Here is a 20505-nt window from a genome sequence, read left to right as displayed (position 1 = left end):
GAGCGGATCAGCCGCGGAACGGCAGGCCCCACTGTCCGGCGAAGGCGATCTCCTCCAGCGGGCGGCGGGTTCGCTCGCGCGCGTCCTTCTCGACGATCTTCGGGTCGAGCGTCGACGTGTCGGCGGCGAGGGTGCCGACGGCGAGGAGCACCAGCGGCCGCTCTGCGGCAGGGATGGAGAACTTCTCGATGACCGCGGGGACCTCGAACCCGGCCATCGGGTGGGCGACGTGTCCGCTCGAGACGGCCTGGATCACCATCTGGCCCACCGCGAGACCGAGGTCGACGGCGCCGTAGGTGGTGGCGTTCTCGTCCTCGACGTCGTTGCGCGTGGTCACCAGGATCAACGCCGACGCCGCCGTCGCCCAGGCGTTCCCGCGATTGAGGGTCTCCGCGAGACCGTCGAACGTCTCGTCACCGCGCACACCCACGACGAATCGGACAGGCTGGGTGGATCCCCAGGTCGGCGCCCAGCGACCGGCCTCGAGGATGTCGCGCAGATCGTCGGAGGAGATGGTCGCCGACGCGTCCAGTCCCCGTGCGCTCCACCGCTTCTCGAACAGTTCGTGCATGTGTGCCCTCCCGTCGTCGTGACGCCGTCGGGCAGACCCGGCGACCTCGGTGCTCAGACGCCGCGGGGGTCGCGCCGACGGAGCACCACCGCGATCACCGCGGCCAGCACCACGAGTAGCACCGTGGAGACGCCGACGGCAATGTGAAGTCCGTCAACGAACGCCGCCCGGGCGTCGCTCGCCAGCGAGCCGTCGCCGATCGCCCGGGCACGGTCGAGCGTCTGCCCGAGCGTGTCGGCGAAACCGCGACCGCCGTCGTCGGCGCGGAACACCGCGGTGGCGAGGGAACCGAGAAGCGCGAGGCCGAGCGCGCTGCCCAGCTCGAAGCTGGTCTCGCTGATGCCGGACGCCGCACCGGCCCGCTCCGGCGGGGCCGAGCCGACGGCGACCTCGGAGACGAGGCTGAACACGATGCCGTATCCGACGCCGGCGACTGTCGTGGGCACCAGGTACATCCACAGCGGGGTGCCGGTGCCGACGAGGAGGAGTCCCGCGTTGCCGACGGCGGCCGCCAGCAGCGCGAGGACGAACGCGGCCCGGGTGCCCAGCACGGCATCGACCGTGGAGGCGCCGAGGGAGAAGACCGCGACCGCGACGGCCATCGGCAGGCCTGCGAGCGCCGCGGCGAGCACGTCGCGGCCCAGCACCGACTGGAGGTAGATGCCGGTCAGGTAGGACAGCGCACCCAGCGTCATCATGCAGGTCAGCGCGGAGGTCACCGCCGCGGAGAACCGCGGCAGGCGGAACAGCTCGATCTGCAGCAGCGGGTGCCGGGCACGACGCTGCTGACGTAGGAAGGCGACGAGCGCGGCCACGCCCACGACACCGACGACGACGCCGGTCGTGTCGAGGCCGTCGGAGGCGATGTGCTTCACCGCGTAGACCACGGGCAGGATGCCCGCCAGCGACAGCACGACACCAAGGATGTCGAACGGTTCGCTTGTGCCCGAACGGTATTCGGGGACGAGCTTCGGCGCGAGGACCAGCAGGGCGACGAGGACCGGGACGTTGAGCAGGAAGATCGAGCCCCACCAGAAGTGGTGCAGGATGACCCCGCCGATCACCGGACCGACCGCCGACCCGCCGGCGAAGCAGGCCGTCCAGATGCCGATGGCCAGCGAGCGTCGCCGCGCGTCGGGGAACATGCTGGAGATCAGCGACAGGCTCGACGGCAGCAGCGTCGCACCGCCGACGCCCATCACGGCGCGGGCGCCGATCAGCACGGCGGCACTCGGCGCGAACGCCGCGACGGCCGAGGCGGCACCGAAGAGCATCGCGCCGCTGAGCAGGACGCGGCGTCGACCGAAGCGGTCGCCGATGTTGCCCATGGTGATGAGGAGCCCGGCGATGAGGAACCCGTAGATGTCGACGATCCACAGCTGCTGTGCGGCCGTCGGGGCGAGCTGGTCGGTGATGGTCGGGATCGCGAGGTACAGGACCGAGAAGTCCATGGCGACGAGAAGCACCGGGAAGCACATGACGGCCAGGCCGATCCAGGTGCGCATCGTCGGGACGGCGGCGTCACGACGGACGTCGGCCTCCGCGGGGTGGTGGATGGTGCTCATCGTGATCGCCTCCTTCTCGTGGTCGGGGTCGAGGCGCGTACGGCGTACGCGGGACTCTTACCGGTGCGAACATACCCAGTGAGTACGGTGTACGCAAACGAGTTCACGGGGGCCTGCATTCCGGGAAGGAGCCAGGTGTGAGCGACAGCGACGCGGGCGGGCGACTGACCCGCGAGGCGATCGTCTCGTCGGCCATCGACATCGCCGACGTCGAGGGGTTCGACGCGCTGAGCATGCGCAAGATCGCCGACCGGCTCGGGGTCGGCGCGATGTCGCTGTACCGGCACGTCGCCGACAAGGACGCCCTCCTCATGGCGATGACCGAGGAGATCGGCGCTCGGTTCCCCTACCCCTACGGCGAGCACGCCGCCGACGACCCGTCCGACGACCGCGCGGCCGTCGGGGGACGCACCTGGAGGGAGTGCGTGCAGGTCGCCACCGACACCGACTGGGACCTCTACACCCGCCACCCGTGGGTGGTCCTCGCGTACTCGTCGCCGCGACACAGCATGGGGGCGGCCAGCCTCCACTGCCTCGACTGGATGATGGCCGGGTTCTCCCAGCTCGGCGTCGACCGCGTCGGCGCCGCGGAGATGACCCTGACCCTGTGGAGCTACATCCAGGGCGTCGCGCTCACCGCGGTCAGCGCCGATCTGGTCCGCACCACCGGGCCCGACCAGGACCCCGCCCGCGGTGGCCTCGACGAGGTGCTCGACGGCACCCCACCCGTCGAACCGCCCCCGCGTATCGCCGACCTCGTCGGAGCCGGCCGCGACGTCGGCCTCACCGACATGCGCCGACGTCTCGACCGCGGTGTCGAGATGCTCTGCATCGGTTTCGAGGTGGTCGCGCGCGGCGCTCGGGGCTGATCTCGCCCGCACTTTCCTGCGTTCGCCACCGTGGCCCGGGTTCGCCCGGGGGATTTCGGTGGCGAACCCGTGCTGTAGTGGCGAGTTGGTGAGGTGGCGGGCGAAGAACCGAAAACCAGCCAGGACAGGGGAATGCGTCGCACGTTCGCGTGGTCGGCGTGCGTTCGCATGTCCTCACGTCGTTCGCACGGTGCATGCGGCGTGCGAACGTCACCGGAGCATGCAAACGGCAGGCAGGCGTGCGAACGCACCACCGATTCCCCGAACTCGCCGCCGAAACCAGACGACCTACCCGCAGTTGCCCGTGGGTAGCCGGCCCTGTCTGGCGATCAGCCATCGCGCAACGGACGTCACGAGCTGAGTCCCGGAGGCAAAAGTCCCGTCGTCTGCCCGCGCAGAGATGGCGATCGCAGTGCTGCCCCGACCGGTGGCCAGGATCCCCATCTGTCGAACAAGATATGTTCCCGACGGGTCCGGCCCCCAGCCACCTTTGAGTGCCGCACCGTCGGCGATGCCGAGGCCCCATTGTTGAGATGGGATGACCCGTTTCATCGGGTCGAGAACAGCGTTCGCGTCAGCCAAGCAGGGCAGTGCGGCCATCCACCTCGCCTGTGCAGGGAGCGACCAGGATGTTTGCCCGAATGCGGTGAAACCGGGTCGTAGACGCTGGCTCTGGACAACGGTCGTGGAGTCGCCGCCGTCGCGGAGAATCTCGCCGACGCGACCGGCAGCTGTGGACGGTGGACCCAGACTGCTCCACAGCTCCTCTGCAGCGGAGTTGTCCGACTGGGTCAACGCCGCCTCGATACTCGTGGACATCGCAGAGTCGCCATCCCGCGCCACGGCCAACGCAAGGGGCACCTTGATCGTCGACCATGCGACGTCGGTGCCCGTCGCGGGGAGCAACGTGGAGGTCGTGTCGGCGCCCACCGCTGCGACGGTGACCGCGACCCGCCCCGGTGCTCCCTCAGCCCATTGCGCAAATGCCGAAGCCAACGACGAGTTGGGTACGCCGGGCCCGCGTGCTGGAACGGACGACGACGTGGCGCCGGACACAACAGTCGTAGACGGCGGTGTCACCGTCACGGTCGTGACCGTGACCGGGGCTGGAGTCGAATCCCTAGTCGCACATCCCCCGAGGGCGACTGCAGCGAGGAGGAGGACGGTTGAGGCGAGGCGGCGCATCAATAGATGTAGACGATCGCGTTGTTCCCGCCGGCACAGGTCACGACTGCATAGTTTGCGACGCAGTTCATGTCGTAGGCGGTCCCGTTCACCGGGCTCACCGCCGTCACCACTCTGTTGCTGCCGCGCGGGCCGCTGACCGCATACGCGTAGCGCACTTCCTCCGCGAAGGGGCACGAAGTGACCGACGACCCGACCGCAGAACGCGTGTAGCCGTTGAGATTGCCGTAGGTCGAGCCGCATGCGGAACTCCCGGCGGGAGGGCCGGCTACAGGGGCCGGGGCCGGAACCGGTGCGGGCGCCTGAACGGTGTCGGGAGCGTTCGCTGCGGGGGCTGACGCGGTCACGGTCGCAGTCGAGGTCGATGCGGCCGTCTGGGCTGGCCCTGATGAACGGTTCGACACGAGAAGCCAGACCCCGGCGCCGACGAGCCCCAGGATCACGACCACCAACAAGGTCAGGAGCACCACGAGGGCGGCAGGGGGGCCGCCCCGATGAGGCGGAGGCGGAGCCGAATAGGCGGGGGCTGCATATGCCCCGGTCGGCGGGGGGAAGCCTTCAGTCGGCGGGCCTTGATCGTACGGACGTCCGTAGTTGTCCCCGGGTGTCGCCATGTCGGCCCCTGTCGAGTGCTGATCACATCTCATCGGCGCGGCGGGTCACCACGCTGACGTGCGCCGGACGGGCTCGCCGTTCACCGTGCCACCTCGCCGTCACCGCATTCGAGTCGATCACACGTTCGCCGGATTTCCCGGGCAATCCGAACATTTGCTCAGTCCTTGGACCAGATCCGATCACGCCGTCGAACGACGACCGTGGCTGTGGCGGAGTGTTCGCCAACTCGGCGCGAGCCCGATGGCCGGCGTGCGTTCGCACGGCCTTGCGTCGTTCGCACGATGCATGCGGCGTGCGAACGTCATCGGACAGTGCGAACGGCAGGCCGGCATGCAAACTGGCCACCCACTCCCCGTCCCCAGCCGGGTTTTCGCAACCACAGTGTCGGTTCGCCCGAGAGATCACGCGGGCGAAGCCGCAGTCGGGTGGCGGAACCAGAAATCCGCGGGCGAGACCCGGTTCAGCTCGCGTCGGCGACTCCGCAGCCGAAGCGGCGGCGGTAGGCGGTCGGGGACAACCCGACCGATGACGTGAAGTGGTGCCGCAGCAGTGTCGCCGAGCCGAATCCGACCTGGGTGGCGACCTGTTCGACGGCGATGTCGGTCGACTCCAGCAGCGTCCGGGCATGGCCGACGCGCTGTTCGGTGAGCCACTTGTGCGGGGTGGTCCCGACCTCGTCGACGAATCGGCGGGCGAAGGTGCGGGACGACATGTGGGCCCGGCGGGCGAGATCCTCGACGGCGATGTCGGCGTCGAGGTTCTCGACCATCCACGCGAGAATGGCGCCGAACCCGTCGTCCGAGCAGCGGGGGACCGGCGCGGCGACGAATTGCCGCTGGCCTCCGTCGCGGTGCGGCGGCACCACCATGCGTCGGGCGATGGCGTTGGCGACGACCGGTCCGTGTTCCTCGCGCACCACGTACAGGCAGGCGTCGATCCCGGCCGCGGTGCCGGCGCTGGTGATGATCGGGTACTCGTCGGCGAACAGCACGTCGGTGTCGACGCGGACGGCGGGGAACCGTTCGGCCAGCAGCTCGCCGTGTCGCCAGTGCGTGGTGCATCGCTTTCCGTCGAGCAGGCCGGTCGCGGCGATGGCGAACGCCCCCGAGCACACCGACAACAACCGACCTCCGCGGGCGACGACCTCCCGCAACGTCTCGAGCACCTCGACGGGTGGATCGACGTCGGTTCTCCCGCCGGGGATCGCGACGAGGTCGGCGTCGAGCGCAGCCGACAGCGGGTGCGGCGCGATCACCGACGCCCCGTTGCCGCTGCTCAGCGGGACGCCGGGAGTCGGGGAGCAGATCCGCAGCTCGAACGGCGGGACACCGTCGTCGGTGCGGTCGAGCCCGAACACCTCGTGGATCACGCCGTACTCGAACAGCGCGACGGGTTCCTGGACGATCACCGCGACGGTCTTCAGCACGTCACCATGATGGCAGAAAATTTACCGGGGGTGTCATCGCTGCCACTGGTGGCACGAAATCGGCGGTCGCAGGATAACTGCCATGACATTTCTCGCCTTCCTGATCGTCACCGTCCTGTTCGTCGTGGTCCTCGCCCTGACCGACCGCCGCAGCCGCCGGGCCCAGGGCCTGCCCACTCTCGACTCGTACCCGGGTCACATCACCGACCTCGGCCCCGACACCGATCGCATCCGGGAGGAGGTCCGGGGCATCGCCGCGCACGAACAGCCCGCCGCCGAGCGGCACGGCTTCCCCGGCCCGGGGTGGATCGGGGTGCGGTGAGGTCCGACGGCTCAGATGGCGTGCGGGTAGACCGTGAGCATGTGCGCACCGAACCAGGAGCTCAGCGCCACCACCGCGACCAGCACCCACGCCTGGGTGAACGGTCGACTGCGGGCCAACGCGATCGCGGCCGGCACCAGCAGCACGAACGCGGGCAGGAGCAGTCTCGGTCGGCTCATCATCAGCCCGCTCGACGCGCCGATCGACACCACGACCAGCGTCCCGTAGACGAGCACGGGCCAGGGGAGGCGCTCCCACACGGCCACCGCCACGAGTGCGACTGTCGCGACGGTGATCCACGCCGTCGCGACCAGCGCGACCTCCGACGAGTTCACCAGCGAGTAGTTGACGAAGTCCCAGGTGCTGCGGCCCCAGTCGATCTCCGTCCCCCAGCCCTGCGTCTGGATGGTGAACCACCCTGTCGGACTGCCGGTCTGGTGCCACACGACGGCGAGATAGCCGATGTAACCCAGCGGGGCGAGCACGAACGCGATCCACGTCGACGGTCCGTCACGACGCGCCAGCAGCGCCGCGAGCATGACGACGCCGATCAGCACGACGGCCGTGGGCCGGGTGAGGCCGGCCCCGAGCGTCATGAGCCCGGCCAGGATCCAGCGGTGCTCGAGCACCCCGAGGAGCGCCCACACGGCCAACGCGCAGAAGAGCGCCTCGGTGTACGCCATCGACAGCACGATGCCCATCGGCGCGGCGGCGAACAGCACGACGAAGATGAGCCCGACGCGGGTCGGGTCGGGATCGCCGGTCGGCGAGGGGTTCTCGTTCCACAGCATCGACACCCGCGTGCGGGCGCGCAGGTTGTCGGTGAACCACCCGCGACCGCTCGGCCGCTCCGACATCCGTCGGGCGCACAGCGCGCCGAGCCGCGCCACACCGACCGCCGCGACCGCGCCGAGCACGATGTTCACCGCGATCGCGGCGCCGAGCACCGACACGCCGGGGATGTCGGCCACCAGGCCGACGAGGTAGGGGTAGCCCGGGAAGAACGCGTACGGCGTGTTCGCGTCGCGGTACCCGTGGGCGTCGGCCTGCGTGTACGGGACGCCGTCGTAGCCGTACTCGGCGATCGCCAGCATCCACTTGCCGTCCCACGCCGAGAGCGAGGCGCTCAGCGACCCGCCGCGCAGGTCGGTGAACCGCGCGAGCGTCGCGACCCCGATCGCCCGCACGGCGAGGAAGAGGACCACCGGGAGCACCCAGTCCCGGCCCGCGAGCCAGGCGACGGCGCCGCCGGGCCGCGTCGTCGTCTCGCCCGCGTCGTCGACGGTCGCGGTGGTTGTGGTCGCCACGGCAGAGATCGTAAGCCGATCCGGCACGGACGCCGCTCCGGCGACGAGGCGCAGCGCCCGATCTGCCCTTCTCGGCCGGTCGGTAGTGTGTGGCGCGTCATCGCCGAGACGACGCGCATCGTGGCGCGCATCGGCGACCCGAGGAACGAATCGCGTGGAGGTACGCCGGCGTGGCACTCGTGGTGCAGAAGTACGGCGGGTCGTCCGTCGCGTCGGCCGAGCGGATCCGGCGGGTCGCCGAGCGCATCGTCGAGACCAAGAAGGCCGGCCACGACGTCGTCGTGGTGTGTTCGGCCATGGGCGACACCACCGACGAACTGCTCGATCTCGCCGAGCAGGTCTGCCCGTCGCCGCCCGGCCGCGAGATGGACATGCTGCTCACCGCCGGTGAGCGCATCTCCAACGCCCTCGTCGCGATGGCCATCAGCTCGCTCGGCGCGCACGCGCAGTCGTTCACCGGATCGCAGGCCGGCGTGATCACCACCAGCAGCCACGGCTCGGCGAAGATCATCGAGGTCGCGCCGGGTCGTCTCCGCAGTGCCCTCGACGAGGGGAAGATCGTCCTGGTCGCGGGCTTCCAGGGCGTCTCGCAGGACACCAAAGACGTCACCACCCTCGGCCGCGGCGGCTCCGACACCACCGCCGTCGCGCTCGCGGCCGCGCTGAACGCCGACGTCTGCGAGATCTACACCGACGTCGACGGCATCTACACCGCCGACCCGCGCATCGTGTCCGACGCGCGGCACCTCGAGACCGTCTCCTTCGAGGAGATGCTGGAGATGGCCGCGTGCGGCGCGAAGGTGCTGATGCTCCGCTGCGTCGAGTACGCCCGCCGCTACAACGTTCCCGTTCACGTGCGCTCGTCGTACACCACCAAGCCCGGGACCATCGTGTCCGGATCGATGGAGGACATCCCCGTGGAAGACGCAATCCTGACCGGTGTCGCACACGACCGCAGCGAGGCCAAGATCACCGTCGTCGGTCTCGACGACCGGCCGGGCTACGCCGCCAAGGTGTTCCGTGCCGTGGCCGACGCCGAGATCAACATCGACATGGTCCTGCAGAACGTCTCCAAGGTGGACACCGGCAAGACCGACATCACCTTCACGCTGCCGCGCGAGCTCGGCCCGGTCGCGACGAACAAGCTGATGAAGCTCAAGGACGAGATCGGGTTCTCCGAGATCCTCTACGACGACCACATCGGCAAGGTGTCGCTCGTCGGCGCGGGGATGAAGAGCCACCCCGGCGTCACCGCCACGTTCTGTGAGGCGCTGAGCAACGCCGGCATCAACATCGAGCTCATCTCCACCTCGGAGATCCGCATCTCGGTGCTCACCCGCGACAGCGAACTCGACGACGCCGTGCGCGCGCTGCACGCCGCATTCGACCTGGGTGGCGACGAGGAAGCCGTCGTCCACGCCGGAACGGGGCGCTGAGCCATGGGCATCCGTGTCGGTGTCGTCGGCGCGACCGGTCAGGTCGGTGCCGTCATGCGCACCCTGCTGGCCGAGCGCGATTTCCCCGCCGACGAGGTGCGGTTCTTCGCGTCGTCGCGGTCGGCGGGCAAGAAGCTGCCGTGGCGCGACGGTGAGATCACCGTCGAGGACGCGTCGACCGCCGATCCCTCCGGCCTCGACGTCGCCCTGTTCTCCGCCGGCGCCACGATGTCCCGTGAGCAGGCGCCGCGGTTCGCCGCCGCGGGCGTGACCGTCGTCGACAACTCGTCGGCGTGGCGCAAGGACCCCGAGGTCCCGCTGATCGTCTCCGAGGTGAACGGTCATCTGGCCCACACCCCGCCCAAGGGCATCATCGCCAACCCGAACTGCACCACGATGGCCGCGATGCCGGTCCTCAAGCCGCTGCACGACGAGGCCGGCCTCCGCCGCCTCATCGTCTCGAGCTACCAGGCCGTCTCGGGCAGTGGGCTCGCCGGCGTCGAGGAACTCGCCGGGCAGCTGCGCGCGGGGATCGACGACGTCGAGAAGCTCGTCCACGACGGCTCGGCGGTCACCGGCCCCGACCCCGTGAAGTACGTGGCCCCCATCGCGTTCAACGTCCTGCCGCTGGCGGGGGCCATCGTCGACGACGGCTCGTTCGAGACCGACGAGGACCAGAAGCTGCGCAACGAGTCGCGCAAGATCCTCGACATCCCCGAGCTGCTCGTCAGCGGCACCTGTGTGCGCGTGCCCGTCTTCACGGGCCACTCGCTGTCGATCAACGCCGAGTTCGACCGGCCGCTGTCACCGCAGCGGGCGCAGGAGATCCTCGCCGACGCGGCCGGCGTGAAGGTCGTCGATGTGCCGACGCCGCGCGACGCCGCGGGCATCGACGAGTCGCTGGTCGGACGCTTCCGCGTCGACCCGGGTGTGCCGGACGGCCGTGGCCTGGCCCTGTTCGTCGCGGGCGACAACCTGCGCAAGGGCGCGGCGCTGAACACCATCCAGATCGCGGAACTGCTCGTCGCGCGGTGACGGCGGTGGCTCCTGCGACGGGTGCCACACTGGGGTCATGAGCACGGCACGAGAACCCGACCCGGACGGCGCGCCCGACCGGGTGCCGAGCATGGCCGAGCTCGACGCGATGGACATGGCCGAGATCGCGGCGGGTCGCACGTCGGCCGACAAGCACCTGCGTGACGAGGACCCCGGTCCGCCGCCGGCCTCACTGCGTCATGCGCTGACCGTCTGGTACGCGCAGGCGGCCCTCGGGCTCGTCTCCGCCGTCTACGGCTTCGTCGCGCTCGGGACGATCGGCGACGCCCTGCGGGCCCGCCTCGCCGACGGCGTCGTCCGTGACCCCCGCAACGCCGCGCCCGCGTCGAACATCGACTCCCTGTCGTCGACGGTCCCGCCGGTCCTGCTGGTCGGGATCCTCGTGGCGCTGGCCGTGCAGTACCCGCTGCTCGTCGCGATCGCCCGCCACCACAGCCGCAACTGTCGGAACTTCTACGTCACCGTCGTCGTGGTGACGCTGCTCGCGATCCCCGTCGGCGTCGACCTGCTCTTCGACTACCCGCAGGTCCCGACGGTGCTGACCGTCATCGCGTGGGTCCAGTTCGGCCTGCTGGTGCTGTCGGCCCTGTTCACCTTCCGGCGTGACGTCAACCTCTGGCTGCCCGCGCCGATGCGTCTGCGTCCCGGTCGGACGACCGGCTACTGAGGTCACCCTCACCTGCAGGGAATGCCCCATGCGTGACCCAGCGTTGGCTCATGGCGGTGAGCCGCGTGTCCCGCGCGGCACCGACGACCGAAAGGACTGCAGATGAGCATCGATCCGGCTTACACCATCTCCTCCAAGGCCACCGGCGGTGGACGCGACGGCCAGGTGTACTCCGCGACGGGCAACATCGACCTCGACCTCCGTCCGCCGAAGGAGCTCGGCGGCAGCGGCGAGGGCAGCAACCCCGAGGAGCTCTTCTCAGCCGGCTACGCCGCGTGCTTCCTCGGCGCCCTGCACGCCACCTCGAAGCAGGCGGGCACCCCGGCTCCGGACGACAGCACCGTGAACGTCACCATCGGGATCGGCAAGGACCCGGCCGACGGCGGTTTCGGGCTCACCGCCACCATCGACGTCACCCTCCCCGGTCTCGACCAGGAGACGGCCGACAAGCTCGCGCAGGGCGCGCACGCCTTCTGCCCGTACTCGAAGGCCACCAAGGGCAACATCGAGCAGACCGTCCACGCGCACGTCTGACCTGTCCGCGCCGGTGACCGCCGGCGCTCAGTCGAACCACGGCGACACGATCCGGCCGTCCGGGTCGTGTCGCCGTCGTGTGTCGGCCAGGCGGGCCGTGTTGGCCCCGAACCACCGGTCCGCCGGCGCCCCCGCCTCGGCGTAGTTGGCGTATCCGCCGTCGGAGCGATCGGCCACCCTCGCGTGGCAGTCGGTGAGCCAGGCGAGGGCGTCGGTCTCGGTGTCGTCGGCGGCGAGGGGGTCGACGATCCACTGCACGACCGCCGTGTGGCCACGCCACGGGAACGCAGTGTCGGCCGCACCGAGATCCGTCACCGCACCGTCGAGCGGATCGACGATGGCCGACGCGGCGTGGCCCGTCGCGCGCCGGGCACGGACGGCGTCGACCACGGCGATCGCGGTCGTCTCGTCGACCGTCCGCAGGATGTCGGACCCGCCGACGAAGGGATGCGGCGTCTGCGACGAGTACCGCGCGAACAAGTCGAGTGTGCCCGTCGGGTCGAGGCTGGTCGTCTGCGCCGCACGAGGGTCGGCACCGACCAGACGCACGAGATCTGCTGCGGCGGAGGTGCCCTGGCCTTTCGCGGTGATCATCAGGACCGTCGCGCTGACGTCGTCCACCCCGGTCGAGGCGATGGTCACCGTCGCCCACACGTCGCGCTGCTGCCTCGCCGTCCAGCGCACAGCCGAGGCGACTGCGGCGGGTGCGTCGGCGTCGGCGAAGGTCATCGCGACCACATCCCTGTCGCGGGCGCTCGCGGTCCGCAACGTCATGGCGACGACGACACCCACGGCGCCGCCGCCCCCGCGGGATGCCCAGAACAGGTCCGGGTTCTCCGTCGTTGTGGCGGTGACCACCTCACCGGACGGCAGCACGACGTCGACGGAGACCAGGCGGTCGCAGGTGAGACCGTCTGTCCGGGAATCGATCCCGATCCCGCCGCCGAGCGTCGATCCGCCGACACCCACCGTCGGACACGTCCCCACGGGCACCGAACGGCCCGTCTGCGCGAGAGTCCGCTGCAGGGGGCCGAGCTGGGAACCCGGTGTGACGGTGACGGTCTCGGGGTCGACGACGATCCCGCCCGTCAGCCGCCGGAGGTCGAGCACGACCGCACCACCGGCCGCCGACGCGCCGATGTAGGAGTGGCCCCCACTGCGCACCGCGACCCGCAGCCCGAGGTCGCGCGCGACACCGAGGGTCGCGACCACCTCCTGCACCGTGGTCGGGGCGACGACGGCGAGCGGCGCGGCGTCGTCGAACCGGCTGTTGAAGATCCGTGTGGCCGCGGTCCATCCCGGGTCGAGCGGGGTGGTGAGGCCGCCTCCGCTGACCGCGGCCAACGGTCCGAGCCCTGACGCGGATCCGGTGTCCGCCCAGGCCGCGACGGGCCGGACCGCGCCCAGCAGGCCGGCGGCGGCGAGCCCACGCAGCACCGCCCGTCGCGTCGCCTCCGGTCGGCCCACGCCGTCCTCCGATCGCCCGTCACATCCTCCAGCCGGATCGTATCGACGCCGCCCGCGACGCACCGGCCGAGCGCTCGGTCTCCCGGCTTGTACGGTGACCTGCGTGAGCAGCACAACAGCCGCCGTGGTCCTGGTCGTGGTCACCGTCGTGGCCGCAGGCGCGTTCGTCGCCCACCGCCGTGGCGACGCCCGTCGCCTGGAGGACCAGGCGGCGGTGGTCGAGCGGTTGCGATCACTGGCCGGCACGGACCCGGTGCACCGGGCCGCGGTCGACGAGTTCGAGGTCCGGATCTATCAGCGGTTGTTCTCGGCCGGCACCGTCGGACCGCGTCTCGTCGCGGCGGCATGGGCGTCGGTGGGTGCGGTGCTCGGCGCCGCCGGCACCGTGGTGGCGGCACAGGGTGACGGGCTCGGATCGCTGGTGCTGCTCATCCTCTGCGGCGTCGCGACCGCGGTGTTCGGGATCCTGACGGTCGTCCACCTCGTCCGGACGCTGTACGCGGTGACCACGATGCCGCGTGTGACGGTCGACGACCTGTCCGCCGACGCCGACGAGGCCTGATCAGCGGGTTTCGACTGCGGGGTACGGGGGTACCCCGTCGGCCATGGCCGTCGAGAGCACGCTGGCGCAGCGCATCGCGCAGATCACCGAGCAGTACCCGGACCGCGCGGCGCTCGCCTTCGACGCCGACGGCAAGCTCATGGACTGGCGTGAATCCGATGGCGACGGCTGGGTGAACGGGTCGCTGGACGGCGAACGGGCCATCGAGGTCCCCGGCGGTGCCGACGAGCACGCGGTGCAAGCAGCCGTCGACGCCCGCGGCTGAGCGATCGGGAGGTCTCCTGCGCCGTCGGTAGCGTGGTGGCGTCGGCGCGACGTCAGGAGATCTCCATGCCCGCAGCGGTGTTCGTCGTCGGCGCAGGCCCCGGTATCGGACGGTCGGTGGCGCGACGGTTCGCCGACCGGGGTCACCGCGTCGGTGTCCTCGCGCGGTCGTCGTCGACGATCGACACCCTGCTCGAGGGGCTGCCGACGTCCGCGGCGGGTGTGACGGCCGACGTCGCCGACGAGAGCGCACTGCGCGGCGCGCTGGACGATCTCGTCGACCGGCTCGGCGTGCCCGAGCTGGTCGTCTACAACGCGGGCGTGATCCGTCAGGACACCGTGGCCGATCTCGACGCCGACTCGCTGCGCGACACCCTCGCCGTGAACGTCGGCGGGGCGGTCACCACCGCGTCGTCGCTGCTGCCCCGCATGGCCGCGGCCGACGGCGGCAGCTACCTGCTGACGGCCGGGATGCCCGAGCCGCTGCCGCAGCTGACCAGTCTGTCGCTGGGCAAGGCCGCGCTGCGTGCACTCGCCAGACTCCTCGACACCGAGTTCGGCCCGGCCGTCCGGTCCTCCACGGTCACGGTGTGTGGACCCGTGGCACCCGGCACCGCCTACGACCCGGACACCATCGCCGCGGAGTACGAGCGTCTGCACCTCTGGGACGGCCCCGACCGTCCGGTCGACCTGCGGTTCGGCGATCCCGCCGACGCCGCCGGCTGAGCCCACCGAACGCCGGGTACGCCGACCAAGCACTTGCTAGGTTCGGTCGATGGTCATCCTCCGCCGAGTCGTGCTCGCGGTGACGGTGGCGGTCGCCGTCGTCGCCGGCCCCACCGTCGGCGCACAGGCGGCCCCGCTGCCGGTCGCCTACGACTTCTTCTCGGGCGTGGGTCCCGAGCTAGCCCATCCCGGCGGATCACTGCCGGGCTCGAACGACTTCGCCTGCCGCCCGAGCCCCGAGCACCCGGACCCCGTGATCCTGGTGCACGGCACCGGCGGGTCGCGGCAGACCAACTGGGGCACCTACGTCCCGCTGCTGAAGAACGCCGGATACTGCGTCTTCGCGCTGACCTACGGCGCGCTGCCGGGTCCCTGGCCGATCACTGCGATCGGCGGGATGGGCCCGATGCGCGAGAGCGCCCGACAGTTCGGGCTGTTCGCCGAACGTGTGCTCGCGGCGACCGGTGCCGCACGCGTCGACGTCGTCGGCCACTCCCAGGGCACGCTCATCCCCGCGCTGTGGGTGAAGAGCGGGGCCGGCGCCGGGAAGATCGGCAGGTACGTGTCCCTGGCCGCCCTGTGGGACGGGACGTCGCCCGCGGGTGCGGGGTCGATGCTCGACCTCGCGCGGCAGCGCGGACTCCTGACCGGGCCGCTGCCCGTCTGCGCGGCGTGCGGCGAGTTCGACCCGAACTCGCCGACCATCCGGGGCCTGCACGCCGGTGGCCTGTACGACCCCGGCATCACCTACACCAACATCGCGACGATCCACGACGAGGCCGTCGTCCCGTACACCTCCGGTCTGGTGCCCGGCGGGGCGAACGTGACGAACATCGTCGTCCAGGACGGGTGTCCGCAGGACCTGACGGAGCATGCGGGACTGGCGGGTTCGCGCCGGGCCGCGACCTTCGTCCTGAACGCCCTCGACCCGGTCCACCCGCGTCCCGCGGTGTGCGAGCGAGCCGCCCCGTTCACCGGCAGTCGGTTCTGACCTGACGCGATCTGCACACCCCCGCGGGGTGCACTGTAGGGCGTGGGTGCAATTTTTCTGCAAACCGTGCAGTTGCACGCAATCAGGCCGTCTGCCTGCGGAAACGTGTCTCCGACGGCGTGTATTTTCGACACCGGGAACCGAGAATTCTCGTCGTGAGGGGGGCGTCATGAGGGACATGCCGCGGCCTGTGTTGAGTCCGCGCGAGGCGGAGGTCCTCCGCCTGTGGATCCAGTCGGAGAGCAAGGACGAGGTGGGCTCCGCACTCACCATCGCGCCGGCGACGGTCATGACCCACATCGCCCGGATCCGGAGCAAGTACGCCGACGTGGGGCGCCCGGCGCGGACCAAGGCGCAGCTGCTCGCCCGGGCGCTGCAGGACGGCCTGGTGCAGCTCGACGACCTCTGAGATCGCGACGGCGGTCAGCGCGGCAACAGCTCGGCGAACGCCGCGGAGAACAGTCGCGTGCAGACGTGCTCGATGGCGGCCGGGTCCGCCGTGGCCTCACCCAGCACCCAGTCGACGAGGAGCTGGTTCACCGCCCCGACGAGCCCGATCGCGCTGAGCCGGAACTCGTCGGTGGTCTCCGACAGCCCCGCGTGCGCCATCCCCGCGGTGACGATGATCTCGGCGAAGTCCCCGATGACGCGTCGTCGGCGCGCATCCAGTGCGGGGCTCACGCCGACGACCTCGAGCAGCATCACGCGTGCACGACGACGGTCCGCGGTGAGGTACCCGATGAACTCGGCCAGCGCGACGTGCGCCAGCTCGGCGATCGTCGGCAGCGTCTTGTCGATCGCGTCGACGGTGCGACGGCCCACGTCGTCGACGATCTCGTCGTAGACGGCGAGCAGCAACGCCTCGCGCTCGTCGAACGACTCGTAGAAGTAGCGCTGCGTGAGTCCGGCGCGATCGCAGACCTGCTTCACCGACACCCGCTGATAGCCCTCGGTGCCGAAGAGGTCGAGGCCTGCCTCGAGCAACGCGGCCCGGCGCTCGGCGACGCGCGCAGCGGTCGACCGGCCCCCGTACCGGCGGCCACCGGTACGTCGGTCCACAGCTGTCGGCGCGTCACCCACGGGCGCCGATGCTACCGCCCGGGGGACGTCACGGGATGCGCGTCGGGAACGCGGGCGTGTCAGATACCCTGCCCTCGGGGCGGGCGAACCGGGAGAGGTCGATGCGCGAACACACCGTGGTGATCGTCGGGAGCGGGTTCGGCGGGCAGTGCGCCGCCATGCGCCTGCTCGACCGGGGCATCGACGACTTCGTCATCCTCGAACGCCGCGACTTCGTCGGCGGCACGTGGACGCAGAACACCTACCCGGGTGCCGCCGTCGACGTCCCGTCACCGCTGTACTCGATCGCCGGCGAGCCCTACCCCTGGGACCGGCTGTTCGCGAAGCAACACCAGCTCGCCGACTACACCCGCGACGTCGTCGCACGACACGGCCTCGACCGCCACATCGTCCTCGGTGCCGAGGTGACCGGCATCGAGTGGGAGGACGACGCGTGGACGGTGCGCACGTCCGCAGGCGACTTCCGTGGGCAGTTCGTCGTCAACGCCTCCGGCCCGCTGAGCACCCCTGTCGTGCCCGACTTCCCGGGCCGGGACACGTTCGCGGGCCCCGCGTTCCACACCAACGACTGGGACCACGACGTCGACCTGGCCGGCAAGCGTGTCGCGATCGTCGGCAGCGGTGCCAGTGCGGCACAGGTCATCCCGGCGATCGTCGACGACGTCGAGCACCTCCACGTGTTCCAGCGGACCCCGCACTGGGTGCTGCGCCGCCACGACGTCTCGTTCGGTCCGCGGCTCGCGCGGTTCCTCGCCCGGCCGTGGGTCAACAACATCCTCCGCTCGGCGATCTACTGGAACCTCGAGACGCGCATCATCGGCTTCAAGTACTCGCGTCAGGCGATCCACCTCGTCTACGAGACGGCGGCGAAACGGCTGCTGCGCAGGACGATCCGGGATCCGGAGCTGCGCGCGAAGCTCACCCCCGACTACACGCTGGGCTGCAAGCGGGTCATCCTCTCGAGCACCCTCTACCCGGCTCTGGCGCGCGACAGCGTCACCCTGCACGACAAGACCGACGGCATCGCCGAGGTCACCCCGACGGGCATCGTCACGACGCAGGGCGAGCACGTCGACGTCGACGTCATCGTCTGGTCGACCGGGTACGACTTCGCCGACGGCCTGGTCTCGTATCCGGTCAAGGGCGTCGACGGGCGCATGCTCGCCGACGCGTGGTCACCGTTCCCGCGGGCCTACCTGGGCACGACGATCCCGTCGTTCCCCAACCTGTTCGTCGTCACCGGCCCGAACACCGGCATCGGTCACACGTCGGCCATCTTCCTCATCGAGGCGCAGATGGACTACATCATGACGGCCATCGACGAGGTGCGGTCGCGCAGAGCGCGGACCATCGACGTCACCGAGGACGCCGAGCGGCGCTACACCGAGATGATCCACCGGGAGATGAAGGGCACCGTGTGGGAGGCCGGCGGGTGCAACTCCTGGTACAAGTCCGCCGACGGTCACGTGGTGGTGACGTACCCGGGCTTCAGCTTCACGTTCCGTCGACTGGCCCGGGACTTCCGCCCGGAGGATCACCGGGTCGCGTGACCCCCGGGCCGCTGGTCCCCGGCTGACTCCGAGCCCGCGTCGACGAGCCGTCGCGCGACCTCGGCCAGCGGTGCGTTGCCGTCCTGGGACAGCTTGCGCAGCAGGGCGAATGCCTGCATGGCGTCGACACCGAAGCGCTCCATGATCATCCCCTTCGCCTGACCGATGGTGTCGCGGCTGGCGAGAGCGCTGCGGAACTCGCCCTGCTGACGGGTGCGGAACATCGCCAGCGCGGCGTGCGTCGCGAACACCCGGCCGATCTCCCGGCTGTCCTCGTCGAAGGCGTTCGCGGTGTCGGAGAACAGGTTCAGGGCACCCAGCGTGCCCTGGTGGGTGAAGAGCCGGAAGGACATGCTCGACCGGGCCGGCGTCTCGTCGACGATCCGCCGCGAGAGGCGGGGCCACCGCGGGTCGTTCGCGATGTCGTCGACCCAGACCACGGTGTCGTCGGAGGCGGTGGTCTCGGACGCCGCGGCCAGACATGGTCCCTCGCCGGTCTCCTGTTGGAGACGGTCCAGGGTGACCATGATGTCGTCGGTGGGGGCGACCGTGGTCAGCGTGCGCCGCGTGGCGTCGACGAGGAGCACCCCGGCGTGGTCGGTGCCGGCCACGTTGTCGAGGGCGCCGGCGGTCACCGCGACGAGCACCGTCTCCAGCGCGTCCGGCGCGGACTCGGGCACCGCGTGCAGTTCTCGCGCGAGCTCGGCCATACGCCGATGGATGTCCACGCGCCCTGGCATACCCGGTGCCGCAACGGGTGAAACACCCGGGCGGTCCGGCCGGTCGGGCGCGGCTCAGTCGCGGTCGAACGTGCCGTAGACGGTCAACGCACGGTGGTCGACCCGGAACCGCGCGGTCTCGCAGCGGGTGCGGACCTCGCCGTCGAGCGCGACCGCGGTCGGGCCGTCGAGCGAGACGACGTCGAGCTCGGAGACCCGGGCCTCCCGGTACAGCGGCGACCGGTCGAGGCGACCGATGGCCGCGGCGAGCATGATCCGGGGGATCGCCCACCGCATGCCGACGTCGAGCACGCGGACGTCGAGCACCCCGTCGTCCATGTGCGGGCGGTGGGCCGGGGCGAACCCGGGCGTCTCGTAGGTCGAGGCCCCGATGAAGAACATCGACGTGGCGACCTCGCGGTCGTCGAGCCGCAGCCGCACGGGTCGCTCCCGGCGCAGCACGTGCAGCAGCGCGATCAGCGAGGCGACCGGCTTGCCGACCCGGCGCTCGTACCGTTCGCGGTACCGCACGAACTGCGGGTAGGTGCCGATGTTCGCGTTGTTGACGAACGCGGTGTCGTCGTTGAGGACGGCGAGATCGACTGCGGCAGCACGTCCTTCGCGGATGGTGACCACGGTGTCGTGGACGGTCGGACACCCGATGTCCTTGGCGAAGTGGTTGAAGGTCCCCGCCGGGACGACGGCGAGCGGGATACCGGCCGACCTCGCGGCGGCCGCGGCGGCACCGACGCTGCCGTCGCCCCCGCCGATGGCGAGGACCCGTGCGTCGCGGGCCGCGTCCGCGAGGACGGTGGAGAGGTCGTCGCCCTCGTCGAGGGTGACGATCCGTGCGGCGGGGAGTCGACGCGCGACGACATCGGCCACCCGGGCTCCGGTACCCCCTCCGGACGCGGGGTTGACCACCATCACCACGCCGTCGCCGTCCGGTCGGGGCGGGACGTCGATCCAGGTGGGCTCGGGCGCGCGCTCACGGTGCACCGACAGCGGCGGGAACGCCCGGGCGAGTCCCCAGGCGATCCCCGCGCCGGTCGCGAGGCCCACGACCACGTCGCCGGGATAGTGCGCGCCGGTGGCCACGCGGGACAGACCCACGGCCCCGGCCAGCGGGGCCAGCGCGACGCCGAGCGCCCGGTTCTCCACCGCGACGGCGACGGTGAACGCCGCGGCGCTGGCCGAGTGCCCGGACGGCATGGACCCCGACGTCGGGGTGGGGACGAGGCGGGCGAGCGGCACCGCGTCGGTGACGGGACGGCGTCGACCCCAGATGCGTTTCGCGATCTGGTTGGTGACGAGGCTGCTCACCGCCACGCTCGCGACGCCGCGCGCCGCAGCGCGCTGCGCGGACCCCACCCGGGAGATGCCGAGGAGCGCGGCGATGCCGAACCACAGTCGCGAGAAGTTGGCGGCGATCGTCAGCCGCCGCATCGTCACGTCGAGGACGGGGGAGTCGGTCCGGGCGACCGCCAGGAACACGGCGCGGTCCATCCGTGACGCCCACGACGCGAGGCGCGTCCGCCGCCGTCGGACCCGAAATCGGTTGCGCACGCGTGGCCCTTCGTCGGTGGCGGTCGG

At 70.9% G+C, this 20505-nt stretch carries 22 protein-coding genes; 12 read left to right on the top strand and 10 right to left on the bottom strand.

Annotated features, from left to right (window positions below; genetic code table 11):
- Positions 1-7: 7 nt before the first annotated feature.
- On the bottom strand, positions 8-571 hold the full coding sequence (locus tag LX12_RS17675) for a nitroreductase family protein (RefSeq protein WP_253655889.1): 564 nt from the start codon (positions 569-571) through the stop codon (positions 8-10).
- Between the two features lie 53 nt (positions 572-624).
- Positions 625-2136, bottom strand: a complete 1512-nt coding sequence (locus LX12_RS17670; RefSeq protein ID WP_372505079.1) for an MFS transporter — start codon at positions 2134-2136, stop codon at positions 625-627.
- Positions 2137-2273: 137 nt separating this feature from the next.
- Here LX12_RS17670 and LX12_RS17665 point away from each other — a divergent pair, with 137 nt between their 5' ends.
- On the top strand, positions 2274-3005 hold the full coding sequence (locus LX12_RS17665) for a TetR/AcrR family transcriptional regulator (protein WP_253655888.1): 732 nt from the start codon (positions 2274-2276) through the stop codon (positions 3003-3005).
- A gap of 288 nt (positions 3006-3293) precedes the next feature.
- On the opposite strand, the gene LX12_RS17660 is transcribed toward LX12_RS17665, so the two are convergent.
- From LX12_RS17660 to LX12_RS17650, 3 genes are all read right to left on the bottom strand, one after another.
- A complete protein-coding gene (locus LX12_RS17660; RefSeq protein WP_253655887.1) occupies positions 3294-3935 on the bottom strand; it encodes a serine hydrolase in 642 nt (213 codons plus the stop codon).
- 254 nt (positions 3936-4189) lie between these two features.
- Complete coding sequence (locus tag LX12_RS17655; RefSeq protein WP_253655886.1) at positions 4190-4660, bottom strand: serine/threonine protein kinase; 471 nt, start codon at positions 4658-4660, stop codon at positions 4190-4192.
- A 605-nt stretch (positions 4661-5265) separates the two neighbouring features.
- The gene (locus LX12_RS17650) at positions 5266-6231 is read right to left on the bottom strand and encodes a GlxA family transcriptional regulator (protein ID WP_253655885.1); all 966 of its coding nucleotides are present in this window, start codon (positions 6229-6231) and stop codon (positions 5266-5268) included.
- Positions 6232-6313: 82 nt separating this feature from the next.
- On the opposite strand from LX12_RS17650, the gene LX12_RS17645 reads away from it, so the two are divergent.
- Positions 6314-6553 (top strand): hypothetical protein, encoded by a 240-nt coding sequence (locus LX12_RS17645; RefSeq protein WP_253655884.1) that lies wholly within the window; start codon positions 6314-6316, stop codon positions 6551-6553.
- A gap of 11 nt (positions 6554-6564) precedes the next feature.
- Here the strand turns inward: LX12_RS17645 and LX12_RS17640 are convergent, their stop codons facing one another.
- Entirely contained in the window at positions 6565-7860 is a 1296-nt protein-coding gene (locus LX12_RS17640) for a putative hexosyltransferase (RefSeq protein ID WP_372505078.1), read from the bottom strand.
- A 170-nt stretch (positions 7861-8030) separates the two neighbouring features.
- On the opposite strand from LX12_RS17640, the gene LX12_RS17635 reads away from it, so the two are divergent.
- The 4 genes from LX12_RS17635 (at position 8031) to LX12_RS17620 (ending at position 11553) form a co-directional block, all read left to right on the top strand.
- The gene (locus LX12_RS17635) at positions 8031-9296 is read left to right on the top strand and encodes an aspartate kinase (RefSeq protein ID WP_253655883.1); all 1266 of its coding nucleotides are present in this window, start codon (positions 8031-8033) and stop codon (positions 9294-9296) included.
- 3 nt (positions 9297-9299) lie between these two features.
- On the top strand, positions 9300-10331 hold the full coding sequence (locus LX12_RS17630; RefSeq protein ID WP_253655882.1) for an aspartate-semialdehyde dehydrogenase: 1032 nt from the start codon (positions 9300-9302) through the stop codon (positions 10329-10331).
- A 37-nt stretch (positions 10332-10368) separates the two neighbouring features.
- The gene (locus tag LX12_RS17625) at positions 10369-11019 is read left to right on the top strand and encodes a hypothetical protein (protein WP_253655881.1); all 651 of its coding nucleotides are present in this window, start codon (positions 10369-10371) and stop codon (positions 11017-11019) included.
- 102 nt (positions 11020-11121) lie between these two features.
- On the top strand, positions 11122-11553 hold the full coding sequence (locus tag LX12_RS17620; protein WP_253655880.1) for an organic hydroperoxide resistance protein: 432 nt from the start codon (positions 11122-11124) through the stop codon (positions 11551-11553).
- 27 nt (positions 11554-11580) lie between these two features.
- On the opposite strand, the gene LX12_RS17615 is transcribed toward LX12_RS17620, so the two are convergent.
- The gene (locus LX12_RS17615; protein ID WP_253655879.1) at positions 11581-13020 is read right to left on the bottom strand and encodes an FAD-binding oxidoreductase; all 1440 of its coding nucleotides are present in this window, start codon (positions 13018-13020) and stop codon (positions 11581-11583) included.
- A 103-nt stretch (positions 13021-13123) separates the two neighbouring features.
- On the opposite strand from LX12_RS17615, the gene LX12_RS17610 reads away from it, so the two are divergent.
- The 5 genes from LX12_RS17610 (at position 13124) to LX12_RS17590 (ending at position 15972) form a co-directional block, all read left to right on the top strand.
- On the top strand, positions 13124-13582 hold the full coding sequence (locus tag LX12_RS17610) for a hypothetical protein (RefSeq protein WP_253655878.1): 459 nt from the start codon (positions 13124-13126) through the stop codon (positions 13580-13582).
- A gap of 43 nt (positions 13583-13625) precedes the next feature.
- Complete coding sequence (locus LX12_RS17605; RefSeq protein ID WP_253655877.1) at positions 13626-13847, top strand: hypothetical protein; 222 nt, start codon at positions 13626-13628, stop codon at positions 13845-13847.
- A 65-nt stretch (positions 13848-13912) separates the two neighbouring features.
- Entirely contained in the window at positions 13913-14572 is a 660-nt protein-coding gene (locus LX12_RS17600; protein WP_253655876.1) for an SDR family oxidoreductase, read from the top strand.
- A gap of 49 nt (positions 14573-14621) precedes the next feature.
- Positions 14622-15563, top strand: a complete 942-nt coding sequence (locus LX12_RS17595) for an esterase/lipase family protein (RefSeq protein ID WP_253655875.1) — start codon at positions 14622-14624, stop codon at positions 15561-15563.
- A 169-nt stretch (positions 15564-15732) separates the two neighbouring features.
- Positions 15733-15972: a LuxR C-terminal-related transcriptional regulator gene (locus tag LX12_RS17590; RefSeq protein ID WP_253655874.1), complete on the top strand. Its 240-nt coding sequence runs from the start codon at positions 15733-15735 to the stop codon at positions 15970-15972.
- A gap of 14 nt (positions 15973-15986) precedes the next feature.
- Here LX12_RS17590 and LX12_RS17585 read toward each other — a convergent pair whose 3' ends face one another.
- Entirely contained in the window at positions 15987-16643 is a 657-nt protein-coding gene (locus LX12_RS17585; RefSeq protein ID WP_253655873.1) for a TetR/AcrR family transcriptional regulator, read from the bottom strand.
- A gap of 101 nt (positions 16644-16744) precedes the next feature.
- Here LX12_RS17585 and LX12_RS17580 point away from each other — a divergent pair, with 101 nt between their 5' ends.
- Complete coding sequence (locus LX12_RS17580) at positions 16745-18193, top strand: flavin-containing monooxygenase (RefSeq protein WP_253655872.1); 1449 nt, start codon at positions 16745-16747, stop codon at positions 18191-18193.
- Here the strand turns inward: LX12_RS17580 and LX12_RS17575 are convergent.
- Together LX12_RS17575 and LX12_RS17570 are read right to left on the bottom strand one after the other, a co-directional pair.
- Complete coding sequence (locus LX12_RS17575) at positions 18178-18903, bottom strand: GAF and ANTAR domain-containing protein (RefSeq protein WP_253655871.1); 726 nt, start codon at positions 18901-18903, stop codon at positions 18178-18180. The two genes, LX12_RS17580 and LX12_RS17575, sit on opposite strands and share 16 nt — an antisense overlap.
- Positions 18904-18987: 84 nt before the next feature.
- The gene (locus LX12_RS17570; protein ID WP_253655870.1) at positions 18988-20418 is read right to left on the bottom strand and encodes a bifunctional phosphatase PAP2/diacylglycerol kinase family protein; all 1431 of its coding nucleotides are present in this window, start codon (positions 20416-20418) and stop codon (positions 18988-18990) included.
- Between the last annotated feature and the right edge of the window lie 87 nt (positions 20419-20505).

The organism is Williamsia serinedens (assembly GCF_024171725.1).
In the GTDB taxonomy this organism is placed as follows: domain Bacteria; phylum Actinomycetota; class Actinomycetes; order Mycobacteriales; family Mycobacteriaceae; genus Williamsia_A; species Williamsia_A serinedens.
The sequence above is the reverse complement of the archived record's forward strand: the minus strand, read 5'-3'. Positions and strand labels throughout refer to the sequence as shown.